Annotated in this window: 13 protein-coding genes and 1 pseudogene; 4 read left to right on the top strand and 10 right to left on the bottom strand. The window is 60.6% G+C overall.

The window, feature by feature from the left end:
- Nucleotides 1–15: 15 nt before the first annotated feature.
- Complete coding sequence (gene pvdM / locus ACP7E4_RS02140) at nucleotides 16–1,344, bottom strand: pyoverdine-tailoring dipeptidase-like protein PvdM (protein WP_426111218.1); 1,329 nt, start codon at nucleotides 1,342–1,344, stop codon at nucleotides 16–18.
- Nucleotides 1,345–1,622: 278 nt separating this feature from the next.
- On the opposite strand from pvdM, the gene ACP7E4_RS02145 reads away from it, so the two are divergent.
- On the top strand, nucleotides 1,623–3,248 hold the full coding sequence (locus ACP7E4_RS02145) for a twin-arginine translocation signal domain-containing protein (RefSeq protein ID WP_426111220.1): 1,626 nt from the start codon (nucleotides 1,623–1,625) through the stop codon (nucleotides 3,246–3,248).
- Nucleotides 3,249–3,442: 194 nt separating this feature from the next.
- Here the strand turns inward: ACP7E4_RS02145 and ACP7E4_RS02150 are convergent, their stop codons facing one another.
- From ACP7E4_RS02150 to ACP7E4_RS02160, 3 genes are read right to left on the bottom strand one after another with little or no spacing between them, the layout of a single operon-like run.
- Nucleotides 3,443–4,834: an efflux transporter outer membrane subunit gene (locus ACP7E4_RS02150; RefSeq protein WP_426111222.1), complete on the bottom strand. Its 1,392-nt coding sequence runs from the start codon at nucleotides 4,832–4,834 to the stop codon at nucleotides 3,443–3,445.
- A gap of 7 nt (nucleotides 4,835–4,841) precedes the next feature.
- A complete protein-coding gene (locus ACP7E4_RS02155; RefSeq protein ID WP_426111224.1) occupies nucleotides 4,842–6,809 on the bottom strand; it encodes a MacB family efflux pump subunit in 1,968 nt (655 codons plus the stop codon).
- Complete coding sequence (locus ACP7E4_RS02160; RefSeq protein WP_426111226.1) at nucleotides 6,809–7,981, bottom strand: efflux RND transporter periplasmic adaptor subunit; 1,173 nt, start codon at nucleotides 7,979–7,981, stop codon at nucleotides 6,809–6,811. The genes ACP7E4_RS02155 and ACP7E4_RS02160 overlap by 1 nt, the downstream gene beginning before the upstream one ends.
- A 316-nt stretch (nucleotides 7,982–8,297) precedes the next feature.
- Between ACP7E4_RS02160 and ACP7E4_RS02165 the strand changes: the two genes are divergently transcribed.
- Nucleotides 8,298–9,632 carry a lysine N(6)-hydroxylase/L-ornithine N(5)-oxygenase family protein gene (locus ACP7E4_RS02165; protein WP_426111228.1) on the top strand — a complete coding sequence of 445 codons (1,335 nt, stop codon included), beginning with the start codon at nucleotides 8,298–8,300 and terminating at the stop codon, nucleotides 9,630–9,632.
- Nucleotides 9,633–10,116: 484 nt separating this feature from the next.
- Complete coding sequence (gene mgtA, locus ACP7E4_RS02170; protein ID WP_426111493.1) at nucleotides 10,117–12,867, top strand: magnesium-translocating P-type ATPase; 2,751 nt, start codon at nucleotides 10,117–10,119, stop codon at nucleotides 12,865–12,867.
- Nucleotides 12,868–12,928: 61 nt separating this feature from the next.
- Here mgtA and ACP7E4_RS02175 read toward each other — a convergent pair.
- The 6 genes and pseudogenes from ACP7E4_RS02175 to ACP7E4_RS02200 all read right to left on the bottom strand — a co-directional run.
- Nucleotides 12,929–13,180 (bottom strand): annotated as a pseudogene (locus ACP7E4_RS02175) (aldo/keto reductase); the annotation flags it as partial.
- 162 nt (nucleotides 13,181–13,342) lie between these two features.
- Complete coding sequence (locus tag ACP7E4_RS02180) at nucleotides 13,343–13,882, bottom strand: PaaI family thioesterase (protein ID WP_426111230.1); 540 nt, start codon at nucleotides 13,880–13,882, stop codon at nucleotides 13,343–13,345.
- 286 nt (nucleotides 13,883–14,168) lie between these two features.
- Nucleotides 14,169–14,735, bottom strand: a complete 567-nt coding sequence (locus ACP7E4_RS02185; protein ID WP_426111232.1) for a DUF1003 domain-containing protein — start codon at nucleotides 14,733–14,735, stop codon at nucleotides 14,169–14,171.
- A 123-nt stretch (nucleotides 14,736–14,858) separates the two neighbouring features.
- Entirely contained in the window at nucleotides 14,859–15,065 is a 207-nt protein-coding gene (locus ACP7E4_RS02190) for a hypothetical protein (protein WP_065832671.1), read from the bottom strand.
- Between the two features lie 124 nt (nucleotides 15,066–15,189).
- Nucleotides 15,190–15,672: a GreA/GreB family elongation factor gene (locus tag ACP7E4_RS02195; RefSeq protein WP_426111234.1), complete on the bottom strand. Its 483-nt coding sequence runs from the start codon at nucleotides 15,670–15,672 to the stop codon at nucleotides 15,190–15,192.
- Nucleotides 15,673–15,675: 3 nt separating this feature from the next.
- Nucleotides 15,676–16,068, bottom strand: coding sequence for a hypothetical protein (locus ACP7E4_RS02200; RefSeq protein ID WP_426111236.1), 393 nt, complete (start codon nucleotides 16,066–16,068; stop codon nucleotides 15,676–15,678).
- 120 nt (nucleotides 16,069–16,188) lie between these two features.
- Here ACP7E4_RS02200 and earP point away from each other — a divergent pair, with 120 nt between their 5' ends.
- Entirely contained in the window at nucleotides 16,189–17,334 is a 1,146-nt protein-coding gene (gene earP, locus ACP7E4_RS02205; RefSeq protein WP_426111238.1) for an elongation factor P maturation arginine rhamnosyltransferase EarP, read from the top strand.
- The last annotated feature ends 72 nt before the right edge of the window (nucleotides 17,335–17,406 follow it).

Below are 17,406 nucleotides of genomic sequence, written 5' to 3' on the forward strand. Positions count from 1 at the left end.
TCGGGAAAAGGCGTTTCAAAGCGGTTTTGCGGCGTCTTGAACCTGTTGCCAGACGCGCATGAAATTGCCGCCCCACAACTTGGCGATATCGGTCTCGGAATAGCCGCGTTGCAGCAGTTCTGCGGTGACGTTGCGGGTCTCGCTGACGTCTTTCCAGCCCTTGAGCCCGCCGCCTTCGTTGAAGTCCGAGGCGATGCCCACATGATCGATGCCGATCTTGCGCACGGTGTAGTCGATGGCGTCGCCCAAATCCTTGAGGCCGGCTTTGGGTTCGTCATCCAGAATTGCGTAGAGGCCACTGGCGTATTGGCCGAATTTTTGTTCCGACCAGGCAGCGATCACCGGGTCGCCGGGCATCAGCGCCATGGCCAGGTTGGGCAGCGGTGGCAGATCGAAGCGGGCGCGCAGGTCATTGAGTTTGTCTTGGCTGGCCTGGCTCAATGGCTTGAGGTACGCCGGGAAGCCCACTATCTGCACCACGCCGCCGCTGTTCTTGATCAGCTGCATATCCTTGTCGCTAAGGTTGCGCGGGATATCGACCATGGCGCGCGGCACCGAATGCGACGCGACCATGGGCGTGCGACTCAGCTGGCTGACTTGCAGCAACGCTTTGTCGGACATGTGCGAAACATCGATGATCACGCCCAGATCGTTCAAGCGCTGCACGGCCTGTTTGCCGATAGCGGACAAACCATCGAGCGCGTCGGCAGTATCGTTGAGGAACGGCAGCGGACGTGACGAGTCGGCCCAGTCGTTGTTGCCGATGTAGCTGAAGCCGAACATGCGCATGCCCCGCGCCGTCCATTTATCCAGCAGGCTCAGGTCGTTGCCCAGGGGGTAGGCGTTGAGCATGCTGATGAAAATCGCGAATTTGCCTTCGCCTTGCAGGCGGCGCATGTCGTCGGGGGTGTAGGCGATACCGACCTGATTGGGGAAGTCGCGAACCATGCCGGATATCGCTTTGTAGCGGATTTCCTGCTGATTGCGCGCCTCTTCGACGAAGCCTGGCGTCGGGCGGTGAGGGGCGTTGTCGCCATTCCAGATTTCCGGCCAGCCAAAGATGGTCAGCGCCCCTGCGGACAAGCGCCCGCGTCCGGCCTTGACCAGATCGAACTGGCCATTGCCGTCCTTGTCGGCTTCCTTGCCTTCGGTGCCGAAGCTCAACGGCAGGGTGATGTGGCTGTCGAACGAGACGATGCGTTCCTGCAACGCTTCGGCCTGTTTCATGACCTTGAGCGGGTAGTTCGGATAGCCCTTGAACCAGAGTTCCCAAGCCAGCGCGGCTGCACCGATGGTCACGGCCAGCGCCAGAGGCAGACCGATGTATAACGCTTTTCTGTTCATTGCAGCCCCAGGGATTTGCTATCTGGGAAGAACGAGTGGTTGGTGGGGAAATTTAGGCGCGATGCCATGGCGGGTGGAATACCCGTGGGACCGGATTTATCCGGGAATGGGCCAGTCTGATCGCCGGGAATTTACCTGACACAGCTCGGTGTCAGGGCTGACGCCTTCGCGAGCAAGCTCGCTCCCACAGTATCAACGCCTCTTCGCCTTAAATTTCCCCGTCAATCCAACGTTCTAGCTTGGATAACGCCCGTTTCAGGGCTGATACAGGTAGGGCGATGACGATTTCTCGACGAGGCTTTCTGGCGGGCCTGGCACTGACCGGTGCTGCGGTGCCGGCTGCCTATTACGCGCATCGCGAGTTGAAAGGGCCCGATGAACCGATCACTCCCGGCGAAGCATCCTTTGATGTGGCGGACGCGGCTGGCCGGCAATTGGCGGATACCTTGCGGGGTGTCTGGGATATTCGTCTTGAAGGCGCCGACGCCGGGCTCGATGGTTTGCCCCGCGATGGGTTGGAGATGTTTCTCGACATCGCCCCGCGTGGCCGGGGCATTCGTGGTGTGCTGGATACCGGCGCCAATCTGCGTGCCGAAGCCGTGCCGCATTACAGTTTGCTCGGTGATCTTGCCGCGGCCAATGGTGCGTCGCTCAGTTGGCGCCTGACGTCTTCGGATGCGCAGCACGAAACACCCGCCTACGAATTCACTGCTGTGCTCGATGAAGTCTGGGCCGCGTTTGGCAACGCTGGCAGCGCGACGCTCAGTGGGCGCATTTATCGGCTGGATCGCGATCCTGCCCTGATCGAGCTGGACAATCGCTTCATTGCGGTCAAGCGTCTGTTCCCCGAAGGCCGCGAGCGCATCGGTCTTGAGCCGCCGCTGCTGGCCCTGCTGATCAGCCCGGAACATCGCCTGTTCCACCAACTCTGGCACGCGTCCCGTGACAAATGGCACAAGCTGTCCGAGAGCAAGCGCGACGCCTTGCGCGGGATAGGCTGGCAGCCGGGGCCGCGGGAAAAGGAGCGTGACGCCCGCGGGCCACGCAAGGATCGCAACGGCTCTGGCGTGGATTTTTTCTTCATGCACCGGCACATGCTGGGTTCGGCGCGGGCGGTACAGGAGCTGCCATCGTGGCAACGTTTCCCCCTGCCGCAGCCGGAATTGCAGCGCGATCGCCAGGGATTCGCCCGGTACTTTGACAATCACGACGGCTGCGCCTTGCCGCCGACCTGGCGCGCCGCCGGGGACGACGAGTACAGCCAGTGGGTCAGCGATGTGAAAAGCGCCGAGACCTACCACACCAATTTCGAAGTCTGGGAATCCCGATACCGCGACCCGCGTTACCTGTCGAAGCTGACCCTCGGCCAGTTCGGTTCCGAGGTGGAGCTGAATCTGCACGACTGGCTGCACATGCGCTGGGCGTCGGTGCCGCGCGATCCGTCCAATGGTCAGCCGGTGCCCATGGCCCGCGATCCGTCCGACTTCGCCCCGCGCTGGTACGAGGCGCAAAACGACTTTTTGGGCGACCCGTTTTCTTCCCATGTGAACCCGGTGTTCTGGGGTTTTCATGGCTGGATCGATGACCGCATCGAAGACTGGTTTCGCGCCCACGAGCGCTTTCATCCGGGCCAGGTGCAGCGCTTGATGGTCAACGGCGTGCACTGGTTCGCGCCGGGTCGCTGGGTGGAAATCGACGACCCGTGGCTGGGTCCGCTGACCCATGGTTGCAGCACCGCGCCCGGTGTCGATCCCGGCAAGAGTATGGAGATGGACCCGGAGGTCATGAAGCTGGCTTTGAAGATCACCTTCGGCGACGAAAAGAAAATCGCCAACCTGTTCCGCCGCGTGCCAAGGCGGCCGTGGTATGCGCGGAATATTTCGGTGAAGAGGTGGTTTTGGTGAGGTGGGCGCCGCGCTTTGAATCGGGTGGCGCCAACAGCATTTGTGGTGCGGCTTATTGAGGTTCCGTCCTGACGGCCGGGTCCATTTTGCGAAGGGCTTTCAGGCGCCGCTGCTGATGTGTTGCCTGATCCGACGCCTTCCCGGCTAAAGCCGGTCCCACTAGCGTCGCCCGCTCGCTCCAACAACCGATCACCTCACATCTTCCACCCACCCCCCAACGCCTTGTACAGCGCCACGCTCGCCTGCAACCGCGATAGCCGCAGCTGGACGTTCTGTTCCTGCGCCTGGTACAGCGTGCGCTGGGTGTCCAGCACGCTGAGCATGTCTTCAGCCCCCGCTTTGTAGCGATTTTCCGCCAAATCAAAAGCCCTTTGCGCCTGGTGCAGTTCTTCGCTTTGCCATCGCCGCTGCTGGTCCAGTCCGTCGATGGTATTCAGGGCTTTTTCCACGTCGGCGAAGGCGCTGATGATTGCGCCGCGATAGGTCTCCAGCAGTTCTTGCTGACGGGCGAGGGTCTTGTCGCGTTCGGCGCCGAGGCGGCCGTTGTTGAAGATCGGTGTCAGCAGCCCGCCGCCCAGGTTGTAGAACGGACTGCGCAGGATGTCGGACGCCACGTCGCCACCAGAGCCGAAACTCGCGCTCAGGGTCAGTTTTGGCAGCATCGCCGCGCGTGCCACCTGAATGTCGGCCTGGGCAGCGGCGAGTCTGGCTTCGGCACTGGCGATGTCCGGGCGGCGGCTGAGCAGCTCGCTGGGCAGGCCGGGACTTGCATCCGGCCAGTTCAAGCGCTCGAAAGGCTGGTTTTCCAGGGTCAGCTGCTGAACCGGTTGGCCCAGCAAGGTCGCAAGGGTGATGCGCGCTGCTTGTGCCTGTTGCCGAATCAGTGGCACCTGCCGCTGTTGACCGGCGACCAGGCTTTTCTGGCGGGCCAGATCCAGCGCGGTGGCCGAGCCGGATTGAAAACGGGTCTGCACCAGTTTCAATACGTGCTGCGCATTGGTCAGATTCAGCTCGGCGATGCGGGTCTGTTCGTCCAGGGCCAGGCTTTGCACGTAGCTGTCGGCCACGGCGCTGAGCAGCGTCAGCTCGACGGTGGCCTGATCGAACTCGCTGGCGTGCAGGTTCTGCTCGGCGCTGCGTCGTGTGGCAGCGTTGCCGCCCCAGAAATCCACTTCATAGCTGGCGCTGAAACTGACATCGAAAAACTTTGCCGTGGGTTCCGCCTCATAAGCATCCAGCTGGCGGTAGCCTTTGCCGCTGATCAGGCGTTGTCGATTGGCGTTGGCGCCGCCGGTGATTTCCGGTGCCTGGGAAGCGCCTGCAATGACGCTATCCGCTTGCGCCTGCCGAACCCGCGCCATGGCGGCGGCCAGGTCGTAGCTGCCGACCCGCGCTTGTTCGATCAGCCGGTTCAGTTGCGGGCTGTCGAACTGTTGCCACCAGTGTTCGCTGGTCTGACGGGCGGCGGCGGTCCACGGCGATTGCCAGGCAGCAGGCGCGTCGATGCCGCTGTTGATCGGCGAGGAGGGGCTGGCACAAGCGCCGAGCAGCAGGCACAGGGTCAGAAGGCTGAGTCTGGGTTTCATCGAAGGGTTATTCACTGGTAAGCGCCGTGACCGGATCGAGGCGAGCTGCCTTGCGGGCGGGCATGAAGCCGAAGACCACGCCGGTGACCAGCGCGCAGGCGAACGCTCCGGCCACGGCGCTGAGGGAAAACGCCACGGCCACCTTGCCGAGCAGCAGCGCCGCACCGATCAGCAGCGCGAGGCCGATGCCGGCAACACCACCGACCACTGAAAGCATCACGGCTTCGGTCAGGAACTGGCGCAGAATGTCCCGCTGACGTGCCCCGGTGGCCATGCGAATGCCGATCTCCCGGGTTCGTTCGCGAACGGTCATAAGCATGATGTTCATTACGCCGATGCCGCCCACCAACAACGAAATCGCCGCAATCGACCCGAGCATCAACGACAGGGTGTTCTGGCTGCTCGCCTCGGCCTGGATCATGGCAGCGTTGTTGGTCAATTCGAAGTCGCGCTTGCCGTTGTGCAGGCTGAGCAGCAATTGGTCGATGGCCTTTTCCGTGTCCCTGACCTTGCGCGCGTCGGCGGCGGCGATCACCACGTATTCGGGGTTTTCGTTGCCGAACAGACGCACGCTGGCGGCGGAGTAGGGCACCACCACGCGCAGGTCGCTGTCCTTGTCGCCGGAGCTGGCGCCTTTGGTCGCCAGCACGCCAATCACCCGAAACGGCACATTCTCGATGAGGATGTAGTGCCCCAGCGGATTGACCTGGCCGAACAGTTTTTCCCTGACCCGTTCGCCAATCACCGCCACAGCGGCAGCGGAGGCTTCATCGGCATCGGTGAAGAAGCTGCCAGCCGACATCGGCCAGTTGAAGATGCTCTGAAACGAAGTGTTGCTGCCGCCGACGTAGACCCGCTGATCGAGATTGCCAAAACGCACACTGGCGTAATTGCCATTGATCGGCATGACTTTATGAACCTGCGGCAGCACGGCCAGTGCCTTGACGTCGCCCAGGCTGACGATGCCTTGAGGCGCACGCGGGTTGGCGGCCGTGCCGTTCAGGTAAATGATGTTCGAGCCGAACGCGCCCATCTGCGCCATGACCTTGCGCTTGCTGCCTTCGCCCACGGCGAGCATGACCACCACGGACGCCACGCCGATGATGATGCCGAGCAAGGTCAGCGCCGTGCGAAAACGGTTGATCCACATCACCCTCCACGCGGCTTGCACCGCTTCGACCAGCTCGCCTTTCCAGGCGCCCTGATCCTGGCTGCCCTGACTCAGGCGTTGTTTCAAGTCCACCGCTTGCAGGCTGCCCGAGACCGGTCGTTCAGGCGCGGCTGTGTCTTGGGCCGTATCGCTGATGATTTCCCCGTCGCGAATTTCGATGACCCGTTTGGCTCGCGCCGCCACTTCCCGGTCGTGGGTTATCAGAATCACCACATGACCCTGCAAGGCCAATTCATCCAGCAAGGCCATGACTTCGGCACCGCTGTGGCTGTCCAGCGCGCCAGTGGGTTCGTCGGCGAGAATGATGTGCCCGCCATTCATCAAGGCGCGGGCAATCGATACCCGTTGTTGCTGTCCTCCGGACAACTGATGCGGCCGATTGGCGCTGCGGCTGGCCAGGCCCAGGCGTTCCAGCAGCGCTGCGGCGCGGGAGTGGCGTTCGCTGGCGGGCATGCCGGAATAGATCGCCGGCATCTCGACGTTTTCCTGGGCCGAGCCGGAAGCAATCAGGTGATAGCCCTGAAACACGAAGCCGAACGCTTCGCGCCGCAGCCAGGCCAGTTCGTCGCTGTTGAGCCCGGCGACGTCTTCACCGGCGAACAGATAACAGCCGCTGGTGGGCCGGTCCAGGCAGCCGAGGATGTTCATCAAGGTCGATTTGCCCGAGCCCGAGGCGCCGACGATGGCCACGAATTCGCCGGGATAAATCGCCAGGTTTACGCCGCGCAACACGTCAACCTGAGGCGTGTCGCCGCCGCCGTAGGATTTGCGCAGATTTTGCAGTTCGATCAATGGCGTGCTCATCAGCCGCCACTTCCGCTGGCCGGGCCGAGTAGCAGATAGTCGCCTTCGGCGAGGCCTTCCAGCACCTCGGTACGCAGCCGGTCGCTGATCCCGGTCCGCACCTGGCGTTGTTGAATGTCACCATTTTTCGCCACCACCTGAACCATGCGGCTCTGGCTGTCACGGCCGGGTTGCAGCGCGGCGACCGGTACGGTCAGGGTTTGCCGGGCCTGGCCATCGACAAAAAACACTTGCGCGGTCATGTCCGCCATCAGCGCCTGATCGTCATTTTCAACGTCGAGCAAAACCGTATAGAGCACCACGCGGCCGCTGCTGCCCTTGCCCGCAGCGACCGGACTGCCTCCGCCCTGGCTGAGCTGTTCAAGGGGGATCGGCGCAATCGGCAGGATTTGCCGCACCGTGCTCGGCCAGCGGCGCCCGCCACCGCTGAGGGTGGTGAAGTACGCCTGCATACCCGGTTTGACGTGGCCGATGTCGGCTTCGGAAACTTCGGCCCAGACCGTCATGGGCGACAGTCGCGCGATACGCAGAATCAACGGCGTGCGCTGCTGGGCATTGAGCGTCTGACCGACCCGAGCGTCCAGCGCGACGACGGTGCCGTTCATGGGCGCGTAAATCTTGGTGTAGCCCAGCTCGGCTTCGTCGCTGCGCAGACTGGCCTGGGCCTGGAGAATCTGCGCCTGGAACATCTGCGTGCGGGCCTTGGTGCGGCGCAGTTCGGCCTCGGCGCTCTGCACGTCTTCTTCACGAGTGGCACCGCCAGCGGCGAGGTTTTTCTGACGTTGTGAGCGTTGCCGGGCGAGGTCGTGTTCGGCGCGTTGTTCCTGCAACTGGGCCTTGAGGTTTTCGATGGCATAGCGCGCGGCGTCGAGGCGGGCTTTTTGCGTCGAAGGATCGATCTCCACCAGCAGCTGGCCCTCGGTAACCTGCGAACCGATTTCCACATGGATCTTCTGAATCTGTCCCGAAGCCTGGGCGCCGACGTCCACATAGCGACGCGGCTGCAACGTGCCCAACGCCGTGACACTGCTTTCTATGTCGCCACGCACCACCTGCACCGTGGGCAGATCAGCTCGGCCAGAAGGCAGGGCTTGCCAGGTCGCAAAGGCGATAACGGGAAGCAGGCACAGGGCAATGAGCAGCAGGCGTCGGGCAGGGCGGGGCGGTTTCATGCAAGGGATGACCGTCAAAGGCAAGGGACTGAGTGGTAAACGTGACCGGGGGGCGAGAATTTAAGGTGATTGGGATGGCAGCCCGAGAGCCGTGCAGCCTGTGTGGGACCGGCTTTAGCCGGGAAGAGGTCCGGGCATTCGCAGCAGATGTGTCGCCAGATATTTCGCCCTCCCGGCTAAAGCCGGTCCCACGGGATAAATCCCGGGTCGTACAGCGGTTTGTTAAATTTTATTTCACAGCTCTCGTTCCCTATTGCAACAGGCCACCTTGCTGGCCATCCCGATTGAGTGCGCAACACCTCCTGAGGACACTGGAATGACACAGGCTCTTGCATCTGCCGTGGTTCACGATCTGATTGGCATCGGCTTCGGCCCCTCCAACCTGGCGCTGGCGATTGCCTTGCAGGAGCGCGGCGAGGCGGCCGGAGCGCTGGATGTGTTGTTCCTCGACAAACAGGCTGATTATCGTTGGCACGGCAACACCCTGGTGACCCAGAGCGAGCTGCAGATTTCCTTTCTCAAGGATCTGGTCACGCTGCGTAATCCCACCAGCCCGTTCTCGTTCGTGAATTACCTCAAGCAACACGGCCGTCTGGTGGACTTCATCAACCTCGGCACCTTTTACCCGTGCCGTATGGAGTACAACGACTACCTGCGCTGGGTCGCCGGGCAGTTCGGCGAGCAGAGCCGTTATGGCGAGGAAGTCACCGCCATCGAGCCGGTGTTGCACAACAGCAAGGTCGAGGCGCTGCGGGTGCTGTCCCGGGATACCCAAGGCCAGAGTCACGTCCGCACCACGCGTTCAGTGGTAGTAAGCCCAGGCGGTACGCCGCGAATTCCCGAAGCGTTCGCGGGCCTGAAAAATGATGGCCGGGTGTTCCATCATTCCCAATACCTGGAGCGCATGGCCAGACAGGCGTGCGTCAACGGCAAGCCGATGCGCATCGCGATCATCGGCGGTGGGCAGAGCGCGGCCGAGGCGTTCATCGATCTCAACGACAGTTTCCCGTCGGTGCAGGTGGACATGATCCTGCGCGGCTCGGCGCTGAAGCCGGCCGATGACAGCCCGTTCGTCAATGAAGTGTTTTCTCCGGAGTTCACTGACCTGATGTTCAGCCAGGGTGGCGCGCAACGCGAACAGATGATCCGCGAATACCACAGCACCAATTATTCGGTGGTGGACATTGATCTGATCGAGCGCATCTACGGCGTGTTCTATCGCCAGAAAGTCTCCGGCATTGCCCGCCACGCCTTCCACAGCCTGACCACGGTGGAAACCGCCACGGCGACGGCGCAGGGTATCGAACTGGTGATGCGCAATCTTGCCAGCAACGAAAGCAAAACCCAGGTTTACGATGCCGTGGTCCTGGCAACCGGCTACGAGCGCCAGTTGCATCGCCACTTGCTGGCGCCATTGGCTGAGTATATGGGCGATTTCGAAGTGTCTCGTGACTACCGGATCAAAACCGATGCGCGCTGCCAGGCGTCGGTCTACATGCAGGGTTTCTGCGAGGCCAGCCACGGTTTGAGCGACACACTGCTGTCAGTGCTGCCGATCCGCGCCGACGAAATCGCGGCGTCGTTGTATGCCAATGTGGCCCAGAGCAATCGTGGCGCAGCGGTGCTGGAACGGGTGTTGGCGGTGGGCTGAATAGCCGGGGTTTCGTCAGTTACAGACCGGCAATCTGAACCCTTCCTGAACAACCGGAGCGTTGCCCGTTTTTATCGGGCAACCCTGGTTTACCCGGCCAAAACCCAAGGGTATGCTTCGCGCCACAACCCCCCCAATGGAGACCCTCGTGGGTACATGTTCGAGTGACAGTAGTCGGCAGGTTCTTGCAACCTGCACACACTTGGCACGTTAACGCGCAGCGCCTCTCCTGCCGTTATCTTGCCCAAGGCGAGAAACGGCATCCCTGGTAACCGGTCACCTGTGGCCGTCCCTTCGAAGCCTCCTCATCGATACTGAAATGATCAGCAGCTGATCGCGGCGTTGTTGCGCCTGCGTTTGCCCGCTGTACGGACGCGTCTGTCGTGCGACAGGCGAGCCGCGCTGTGCCCTGCCTTAGCGTTGGGCCGTGACGGTGGTACCTGCCTGGTTTCTCCTGTTTTGCAGTAAGGAGACAGCCTTGAAAATGTCCTTCTTGAAAGAAGTTTTCGCCCATTTTCTGCGCAGCCGTCACATCGATCGGCATTTCCGGCGGCTGACGATTTTCGAAAGCATCGCGCCCGCCAGCGTCAGCCGCGAAGTACCCGATACGTTGGCGCAAACGCTGACAAACGCGTCCCGCAGTGACCCGCAAAAACTGCTGGCCGACTTGCACAGCCACGCCGCTGGCCTGAGTGAAAGCCAGGCATCGACACGCCGCGAGCAAGTGGGGCTGAACGAGGTGGCCCATGAGCAACCTTTGCCGTGGTGGCGGCATCTTTGGCACTGCTACACCAATCCATTCAACCTGTTGCTGACCTTGTTGGCGCTGATTTCGTTTCTGACTGACGACCTGGAAGCCACGGTGGTGATTTCCACGATGGTGGTGCTGTCGAGCCTGCTGCGCTTCTGGCAGGAAGCCCGCTCCAACAAAGCGGCCGACGCCCTCAAGGCCATGGTCAGCACCACGGCCACTGTGCTGCGCAAGCTGGAGCCGGGGGAACAGGTTGAAAATCCCTCTCGTAACGGTGGCCTGTCCGAGTGCACCCGGCGCATCGAATTGCCGATCCGCTTGCTGGTACCCGGCGACCTGATTCACCTGTCTGCCGGGGACATGATTCCCGCCGATTGCCGTCTGCTGAGTGCCAAGGACTTGTTCGTCGGGCAGGCCGCCATGACCGGTGAATCCATGCCGGTGGAGAAATTCGTTTGCCAGCAGGAAGCTGAAGCCAGCACGCCACTGGACCTGCAGAACATCCTGTTCATGGGCACCAATGTGGTCTCCGGCTCGGCAACGGCGGTGATCGTGACCACCGGCAATCGCACCTATTTCGGCGCACTGGCGCAGCGGGTCACCGCCACTGACCGTACGACGACGTCGTTCCAGGCCGGGGTCAACAAGGTCAGCTGGCTGCTGATCCGCTTCATGATGGTCATGGCGCCGCTGGTGCTGTTCATCAATGGCTTCACCAAGGGTGACTGGGCCGAGGCGGTGCTCTTCGCCTTGTCGGTCGCGGTAGGGCTGACCCCGGAAATGCTGCCGATGATCGTCACCTCGACCTTGGCCAAGGGCGCGGTGGTCATGTCGCACAAGAAAGTCATCGTCAAACGCCTGGACGCCATCCAGAATTTCGGGGCAATGGATGTGCTGTGCACGGACAAGACCGGCACCCTGACCCAGGATCGTATCTTCCTGGAGCGGCATGTGGATGTGTGGGGCGAGGAGTCCGACGTGGTGCTGGACATGGCCTACCTCAACAGCTACTACCAGACGGGACTGAAAAACCTGTTGGATGTCGCGGTTCTTGAGCACGGGGAAGTGCATCGTGAACTGAATGTGGCAACGGTGTTTGCCAAGGTCGACGAGATCCCTTTTGACTTCACCCGACGCCGGATGTCAGTGGTGGTGGCGCAGTCGGACCAGTTTCATCTATTGATCTGCAAGGGGGCGGTGGAAGAGATCCTCAGCGTCTGCACTCAGGTGCGGCACGGCGACATTATCGAGCCGCTTGATGCCGGCTTGCTGGCGCGGGTTCGCGATGTCACTGCCCGGTTGAATGACGAAGGCCTGCGAGTGGTGGCGGTCGCCGCCCGTGAGTCCCAGGTGCAGAAATATAGCTATGGCGTCGCCGATGAACAGGCGCTGACCCTGATCGGCTACGTGGCGTTTCTGGACCCGCCCAAGGAAAGCACTGCACCAGCCTTGAAGGCCTTGGCCGAGCACGGGGTGACCGTGAAAGTGCTGACCGGCGACAACGAGCGGGTCACCGCCAAGATTTGCCGCGAAGTCGGTCTTGCGCAGCAGGGACTGCTGTTGGGCAGCGATGTGGAGCGCATGGACGATCAAGCGCTGGCCCAGGCCGTCGAAACCCACAACGTGTTTGCGCGCCTGACGCCAGCGCACAAGGAGCGCATCGTGCGCCTGCTCAAAAGCAATGGCCATGTGGTGGGGTTCATGGGCGATGGCATCAACGATGCGCCGGCACTGCGCACGGCGGACATCGGCATCTCGGTTGACACAGCGGTGGATATCGCCAAGGAAGCGGCCGATATCATTCTGTTGGAAAAAAGCCTGTTGGTGCTGGAGGAGGGCTTACTGGAAGGACGGCGCACCTTTGCCAACATGCTCAAGTACATCAAGATGACGGCGAGCTCCAACTTCGGCAATGTATTCTCGGTGCTGGTGGCGAGCGCATTCATTCCCTTTCTGCCGATGCTGCCGATGCATCTGCTGGTGCAGAACCTGCTCTACGACGTTTCGCAGATCGCCATCCCGTTCGATAACGTTGATGAAGAACTGCTCAAGAAGCCGCAGCGCTGGCAGCCGGGCGAGATCGGGCGCTTCATGCTGTTTTTCGGACCGATCAGCTCGGTGTTCGACATCATCACCTTCCTGATGATGTGGTTCGTGTTCCGTGCCGACACGGCGGCACATCAAACCCTGTTTCAGTCCGGCTGGTTTGTGGTGGGTTTGCTGACCCAGACATTGGTGATCCACATGATCCGCACACCGAAAATTCCCTTCATCCAGAGCCGTGCCGCGACGCCGCTGGTGATCATGACCGGGATCATCATGGCGGTCGGGATTTTCCTGCCGATGGGGCCTTTGGCGGGCTACTTCAAATTGCAGGCCTTGCCGCTGATGTACTTCGTGTATCTGCCGCTGATCCTCCTGACTTACATGGCGCTGACCCAAGCGGTTAAAGGCTTCTACAGCCGGCGTTTCGGCTGGCAGTAAAGCGCATCGAGCGATGTTTCCTGCAACATCGCTCGACCCTTTCAGATCAATCCCACTGTGGCGCCAGGCTTTCCTTGAGGCTCGGGATCAGCTTGTCGGCGGCAAAATTATCGGTCCAGATCTTGGTGGTGATGAACAAGTCTTCGCGTGGCACGCTGCTGGCGGCGATGGCCTGGCCGACTTCGGCTTCGTTGCCGTAGATCTGCGCGGTATCGATGACGCGGTAGCCGACTTCAAGACCATTGGTGACCGAATCGATGACGATCTGATCCTTGAGACGAAAGGTGCCAAGGCCAAATGCTGGAACTGTCATTGCGGTACTCCGTGAGATATAAGACGTGAGCGCAGTATCCCGGCCTGGTCCTTGGGAAAAACAGTCGAACCGGAAAGGGATAATTGCCTGGCAAACACGAATGAGCGTGTCTGTTTGGTCAGTGTCGAGTCGATATCGTTCCTGTTCCTTCGGGAATCGGCCTCACCTGTTCATGTCCAGAATCATGCAAGTGGTGCTGCCGATGGCGTAGAGCCGGTCATCGACATCGTACAAACGTCCTTCGGCCAGGGCGGTGGAGCGGCCGATATGCAGCACTTTGCCTTCCGCGCGAACCGGGCCGGTGCCATGACTCAGGGCGCGGACATAACTGATGCGCAGGTCCAGGGTGGTGTAGCCCTGGCCTTTCTTGAGTCGGGTATGAATCGCGCAGCCCATGCATGAGTCCAGCAACGTCGCGGCATAACCGCCATGCACGCTGCCCAGCGGGTTGTAATGCCGGGCATCGGGAGTGCCCTGGAAGATGAACTCGCCCGGCGACCAGCGCAGGGGAATGAAATCCATCAGTTCCCCAATGGGCGGGCAGGGCAGTTCGCCGCGCTTGATGCGTTCGAGAAAGTCCGTGGGCTCCATGAGGGCCACTTCCGCCAGACTCGTGGTGCCCGCCGGGCCGAGGCTGGCGCGGATGGCTTGTTCTTCTTCCAGCCAGAGGGCGGTTTTTTCGTCACGGGAGAGGATTTGCATGGCAATGACTCCGGATTGATCACTCAAGAACCCTAAAAAAAAAAAAATTACGACCATAATCCTACTGATTGATTATGGCTGCAATATAAAGATTCCCAGTGCTGCTGCAAAAGCGTAGATCAGCCCTGCGCCGGAGTTTTTTCTGAATACTGTCTAGTCCTGAAAGGTTTACGCCTGGTTCAGTCTCAAATGCTTTATCGAGGACAAGTCCTCTCCCACAGTACGCGTTGCTTTGGTGGGAGAGGACTTGTCCTCGAAGGGATGGGCCGCTTGTACGCAGCCCGGGTTATTGAGCCGGTTTTGTGCAGTCCGCCGTGTCGCGCTTTACGAAATGCTTGTGCATGTCCAGCGTCAGCGATTCGATGCGCTCAGTCAGGGACTTGGTCAGCTCGGTCAAGCGAGTGTTCTGCTCCAGCAGTGTCAACATCTGCGCAGCGTTTTGCGCAGCCATCGCCAGCCGCTGCTCGTTGGCGACAGCCAGGTCTTCGCGATGCTGGGCATCGGCGTCGGCGTTGGCTTTATCCCGCGCGGCCTGACGCGTCTGGGCAAGCAGAATCAGCGGCGCGGCATAGGCCGATTGCAGGCTGAACGCCAGGTTGAGCAGGATGAACGGGTAGATATCGAAATGGGTCAGGCCGGTCGCATTGCAGGCAACCCAAAGCACGACGATGACGGTTTGCGCACCAAGGAATGTCGGCGTGCCGAAAAACCGGGCGAACGCTTCCGCCTTGAGGGCGAACGAATCGTTGCCAAAGGTGCTGGTCAAGTGCGCGTGACGTTTGTGAAAGCGCAGATGATCGACGGTTTTTACAGCGGGCTCGATTGAAGCGGGCACTGGCGCTGCGGTATTCATGGCGGATTCCTGATAACCAATACGTGCGGCCACTATAGGCGTTTGTGCAGGTCTGGTGCTTCAGGAGGGCTGAATGAGTGCTGAACGTTTTTGAACTGACGGGGATCCCACACTGTTGAGTGTTTAATCCACCGGTTCAGGATGCAGCGGTTTGGACAGGTGCATGATGCTCGCGTAGTCATAGACGTACTGGCGTCCTGCATGGCTGGTCTGACGCAATTGGTCGATCAGCAGTCGCTCTTTCTTGTTCAGGTATCTCAGCCCAGGATGGTCACTTGACTTGAGGTGATCACGTTCATGGGCGTCAGGGAAAGTAATGACGTTTGTCATGAAATATCTCCTACTTACTAAGTCCTTGCTTCCGGCTATTCAGTCCCGGTCACGGGTTTTTGTGGCGACGACCCACCATACCCAGAAAAAGCTGGAGCGATCAACCCTGTAAATGAATAGCTGATCACACTATCTGCGTGACTTCGAACGATTGCTGGCTGCCATTGACGGTGATTTGCAGCTCATCTCCTTCGAACTTGCCTTGTAGACTTTGGCCCAGAGGCGCTCGGGCCGTGATCACTGTGATGATCGCGTTTTCGAGATGAATCTTCAGACCGGCGGCATCCGGGCCGAGGAAAAGGTGCTGTTCGGCACCGGTCTCGGTTTGCAGCGTTACCAGATCACCCGTCTGGATACCGCGTTGCTCATCGAAGGGCGTCAGGTTCAATTTCTGATAAAGCAGCAGCGACTGGCGGATTTCCTCCACACGCCGGGCCTGGCCTGCCGCCAGATAAGACGCTTCAAGACCGAGGGTGTCGTATTTGTTCTCGGCGATGTTCTCTTCGTGGGTCGCGGTTTCGTAGGCGGTCTGCGCGGCCCGCTGGGCAACACCCAGATCGACCTTGAGTTTGTCGATGATCGCTTGCAGGACGGTTTGCTTGTTCATGGTCTATCCGCAGAACTGGATCACATTGGCGCGGCTCTTGTCGCTCGGCGCCGTTCGGTCTTGTTGCAGCCAGAAATTGCATTTCGGCGCACTGAAGCTTTTTTGCTGCTGTTCCTGGGTTTGTTCCATGGCCTGCCGCGCTTCGCTCTCGCGCAGATTCTGTTCGTACTTCTCGAACATGGTCTTGTCCGACTCGGCCGGAGCCGCCGCTGGCGTGCTCAATCGGGTGACTGCGTTGCTCACCGCCTGAGTCTGCGCCTCAGGCATCGCCCGAAAAACCAGCACGCCGGTCAACACCACCGCAGCGATGCCGAGCCAGATGCCCAAGGCAATACAGGCAATCAGCTTCAACGGGTGGACAGAGACGTTCAGCTCGCGACGACTTGAAAGGGGCATGACGTGTTCTCGGCGTTGACGGCAGGTGATGGCGATTGTGCCATGACCTAAGGCTGGTGAATGCGGGTTGTTCTGACGGACAATCAGCGTTTTTGATTATTGGGCCGCAGGGAGCCGGGAATGAAAGCCTCTTGGGACATTTTTTGCAGCGTCGTCGATAACTACGGCGACATCGGCGTGACCTGGCGCCTGGCCCGGCAATTGGTGGCCGAGCACGACGTGGCGGTGCGTTTGTGGGTCGATGATCTGCAGGCTTTCGTGCGGCTGTGTCCAGCGGCTGATGCCCACGCGGCGCAACAGTGGCAGGAGGGCGTCAGCGTTCACCACTGGCCGAAAGAGTGGCAACCCGTGGAAGTCGCTGACGTGATCATCGAGGCATTCGCCTGCCGATTGCCGCCTGCTTACACCGAAGCCATCCTGCAATGCTCGCCGAGGCCCGTGTGGGTGAATCTGGAATACCTGAGCGCCGAGGACTGGGTTACCGGTTGCCATGGTTTGCCGTCGGTGCAGTCCAACGGCTTGCGCAAATTCTTCTTCTTTCCGGGATTTCGTCCGACGACCGGTGGCCTGCTACGGGAAAACGGCCTGATCGAAGCGCGTCAGGCGTTTCAGCAGAACAAGGCTGCCCAAAGGACTTTCCTCAAACAGCTGGCGGTTGTGCCTGAAGAGGGTGCCCGGCTTGTTTCGGTTTTCGCTTATGAGAATCCGGGCCTGGACGGCTGGCTGGATGCGTTGTCGACGGACAGCCGAGCCACTCATCTGTTGGTTCCGGAAGGCCGAATCCTGGGTGATCTGCAACGCTGGCTGGGCGTCGACCGTTTGCCGGCCGGGGCGCTGGAAAAACGTGGCGCCCTGACCGTGCAGGTGTTGCCGTTCGTCAGGCAGGAGGAATACGACCGGCTGTTATGGTGCTGTGATTTCAACGTCGTGCGCGGCGAAGACTCCTTCGTGCGGGCGCAATGGGCGGGGCGACCGCTGCTTTGGCACATCTATGAACAGGACGATGATGCGCATTGGGCCAAGCTCGATGCCTTCCTTGAGCTATACCTTGCGGGGCTCTCGCAGCCTGCCGCTCAGGCCCTGACCGATTTCTGGCGGGCCTGGAATGCCGGGCGCGAGGGCAGTGCAAGCTGGCTGGCGCTGATGGAACACTGGCCGGAAATTGAAAACCACGCCGGGCGCTGGTGTCTGGAACAGGCCTCGCACGCTGATCTTGCTGCGGCGCTGGTACTGTTTTGTGGAGTTTCGTATGATACGCGGCCTTGAGATTAGGCTCTGTACGAAAAAGACCTTTTCGCCACACGGGAAAGCGGTTTCTCGTACAGAGCCTCGGCAACT

The sequence above is a fragment of the Pseudomonas sp. DSP3-2-3 genome (assembly GCF_049898225.1).
Lineage (GTDB): Bacteria > Pseudomonadota > Gammaproteobacteria > Pseudomonadales > Pseudomonadaceae > Aquipseudomonas.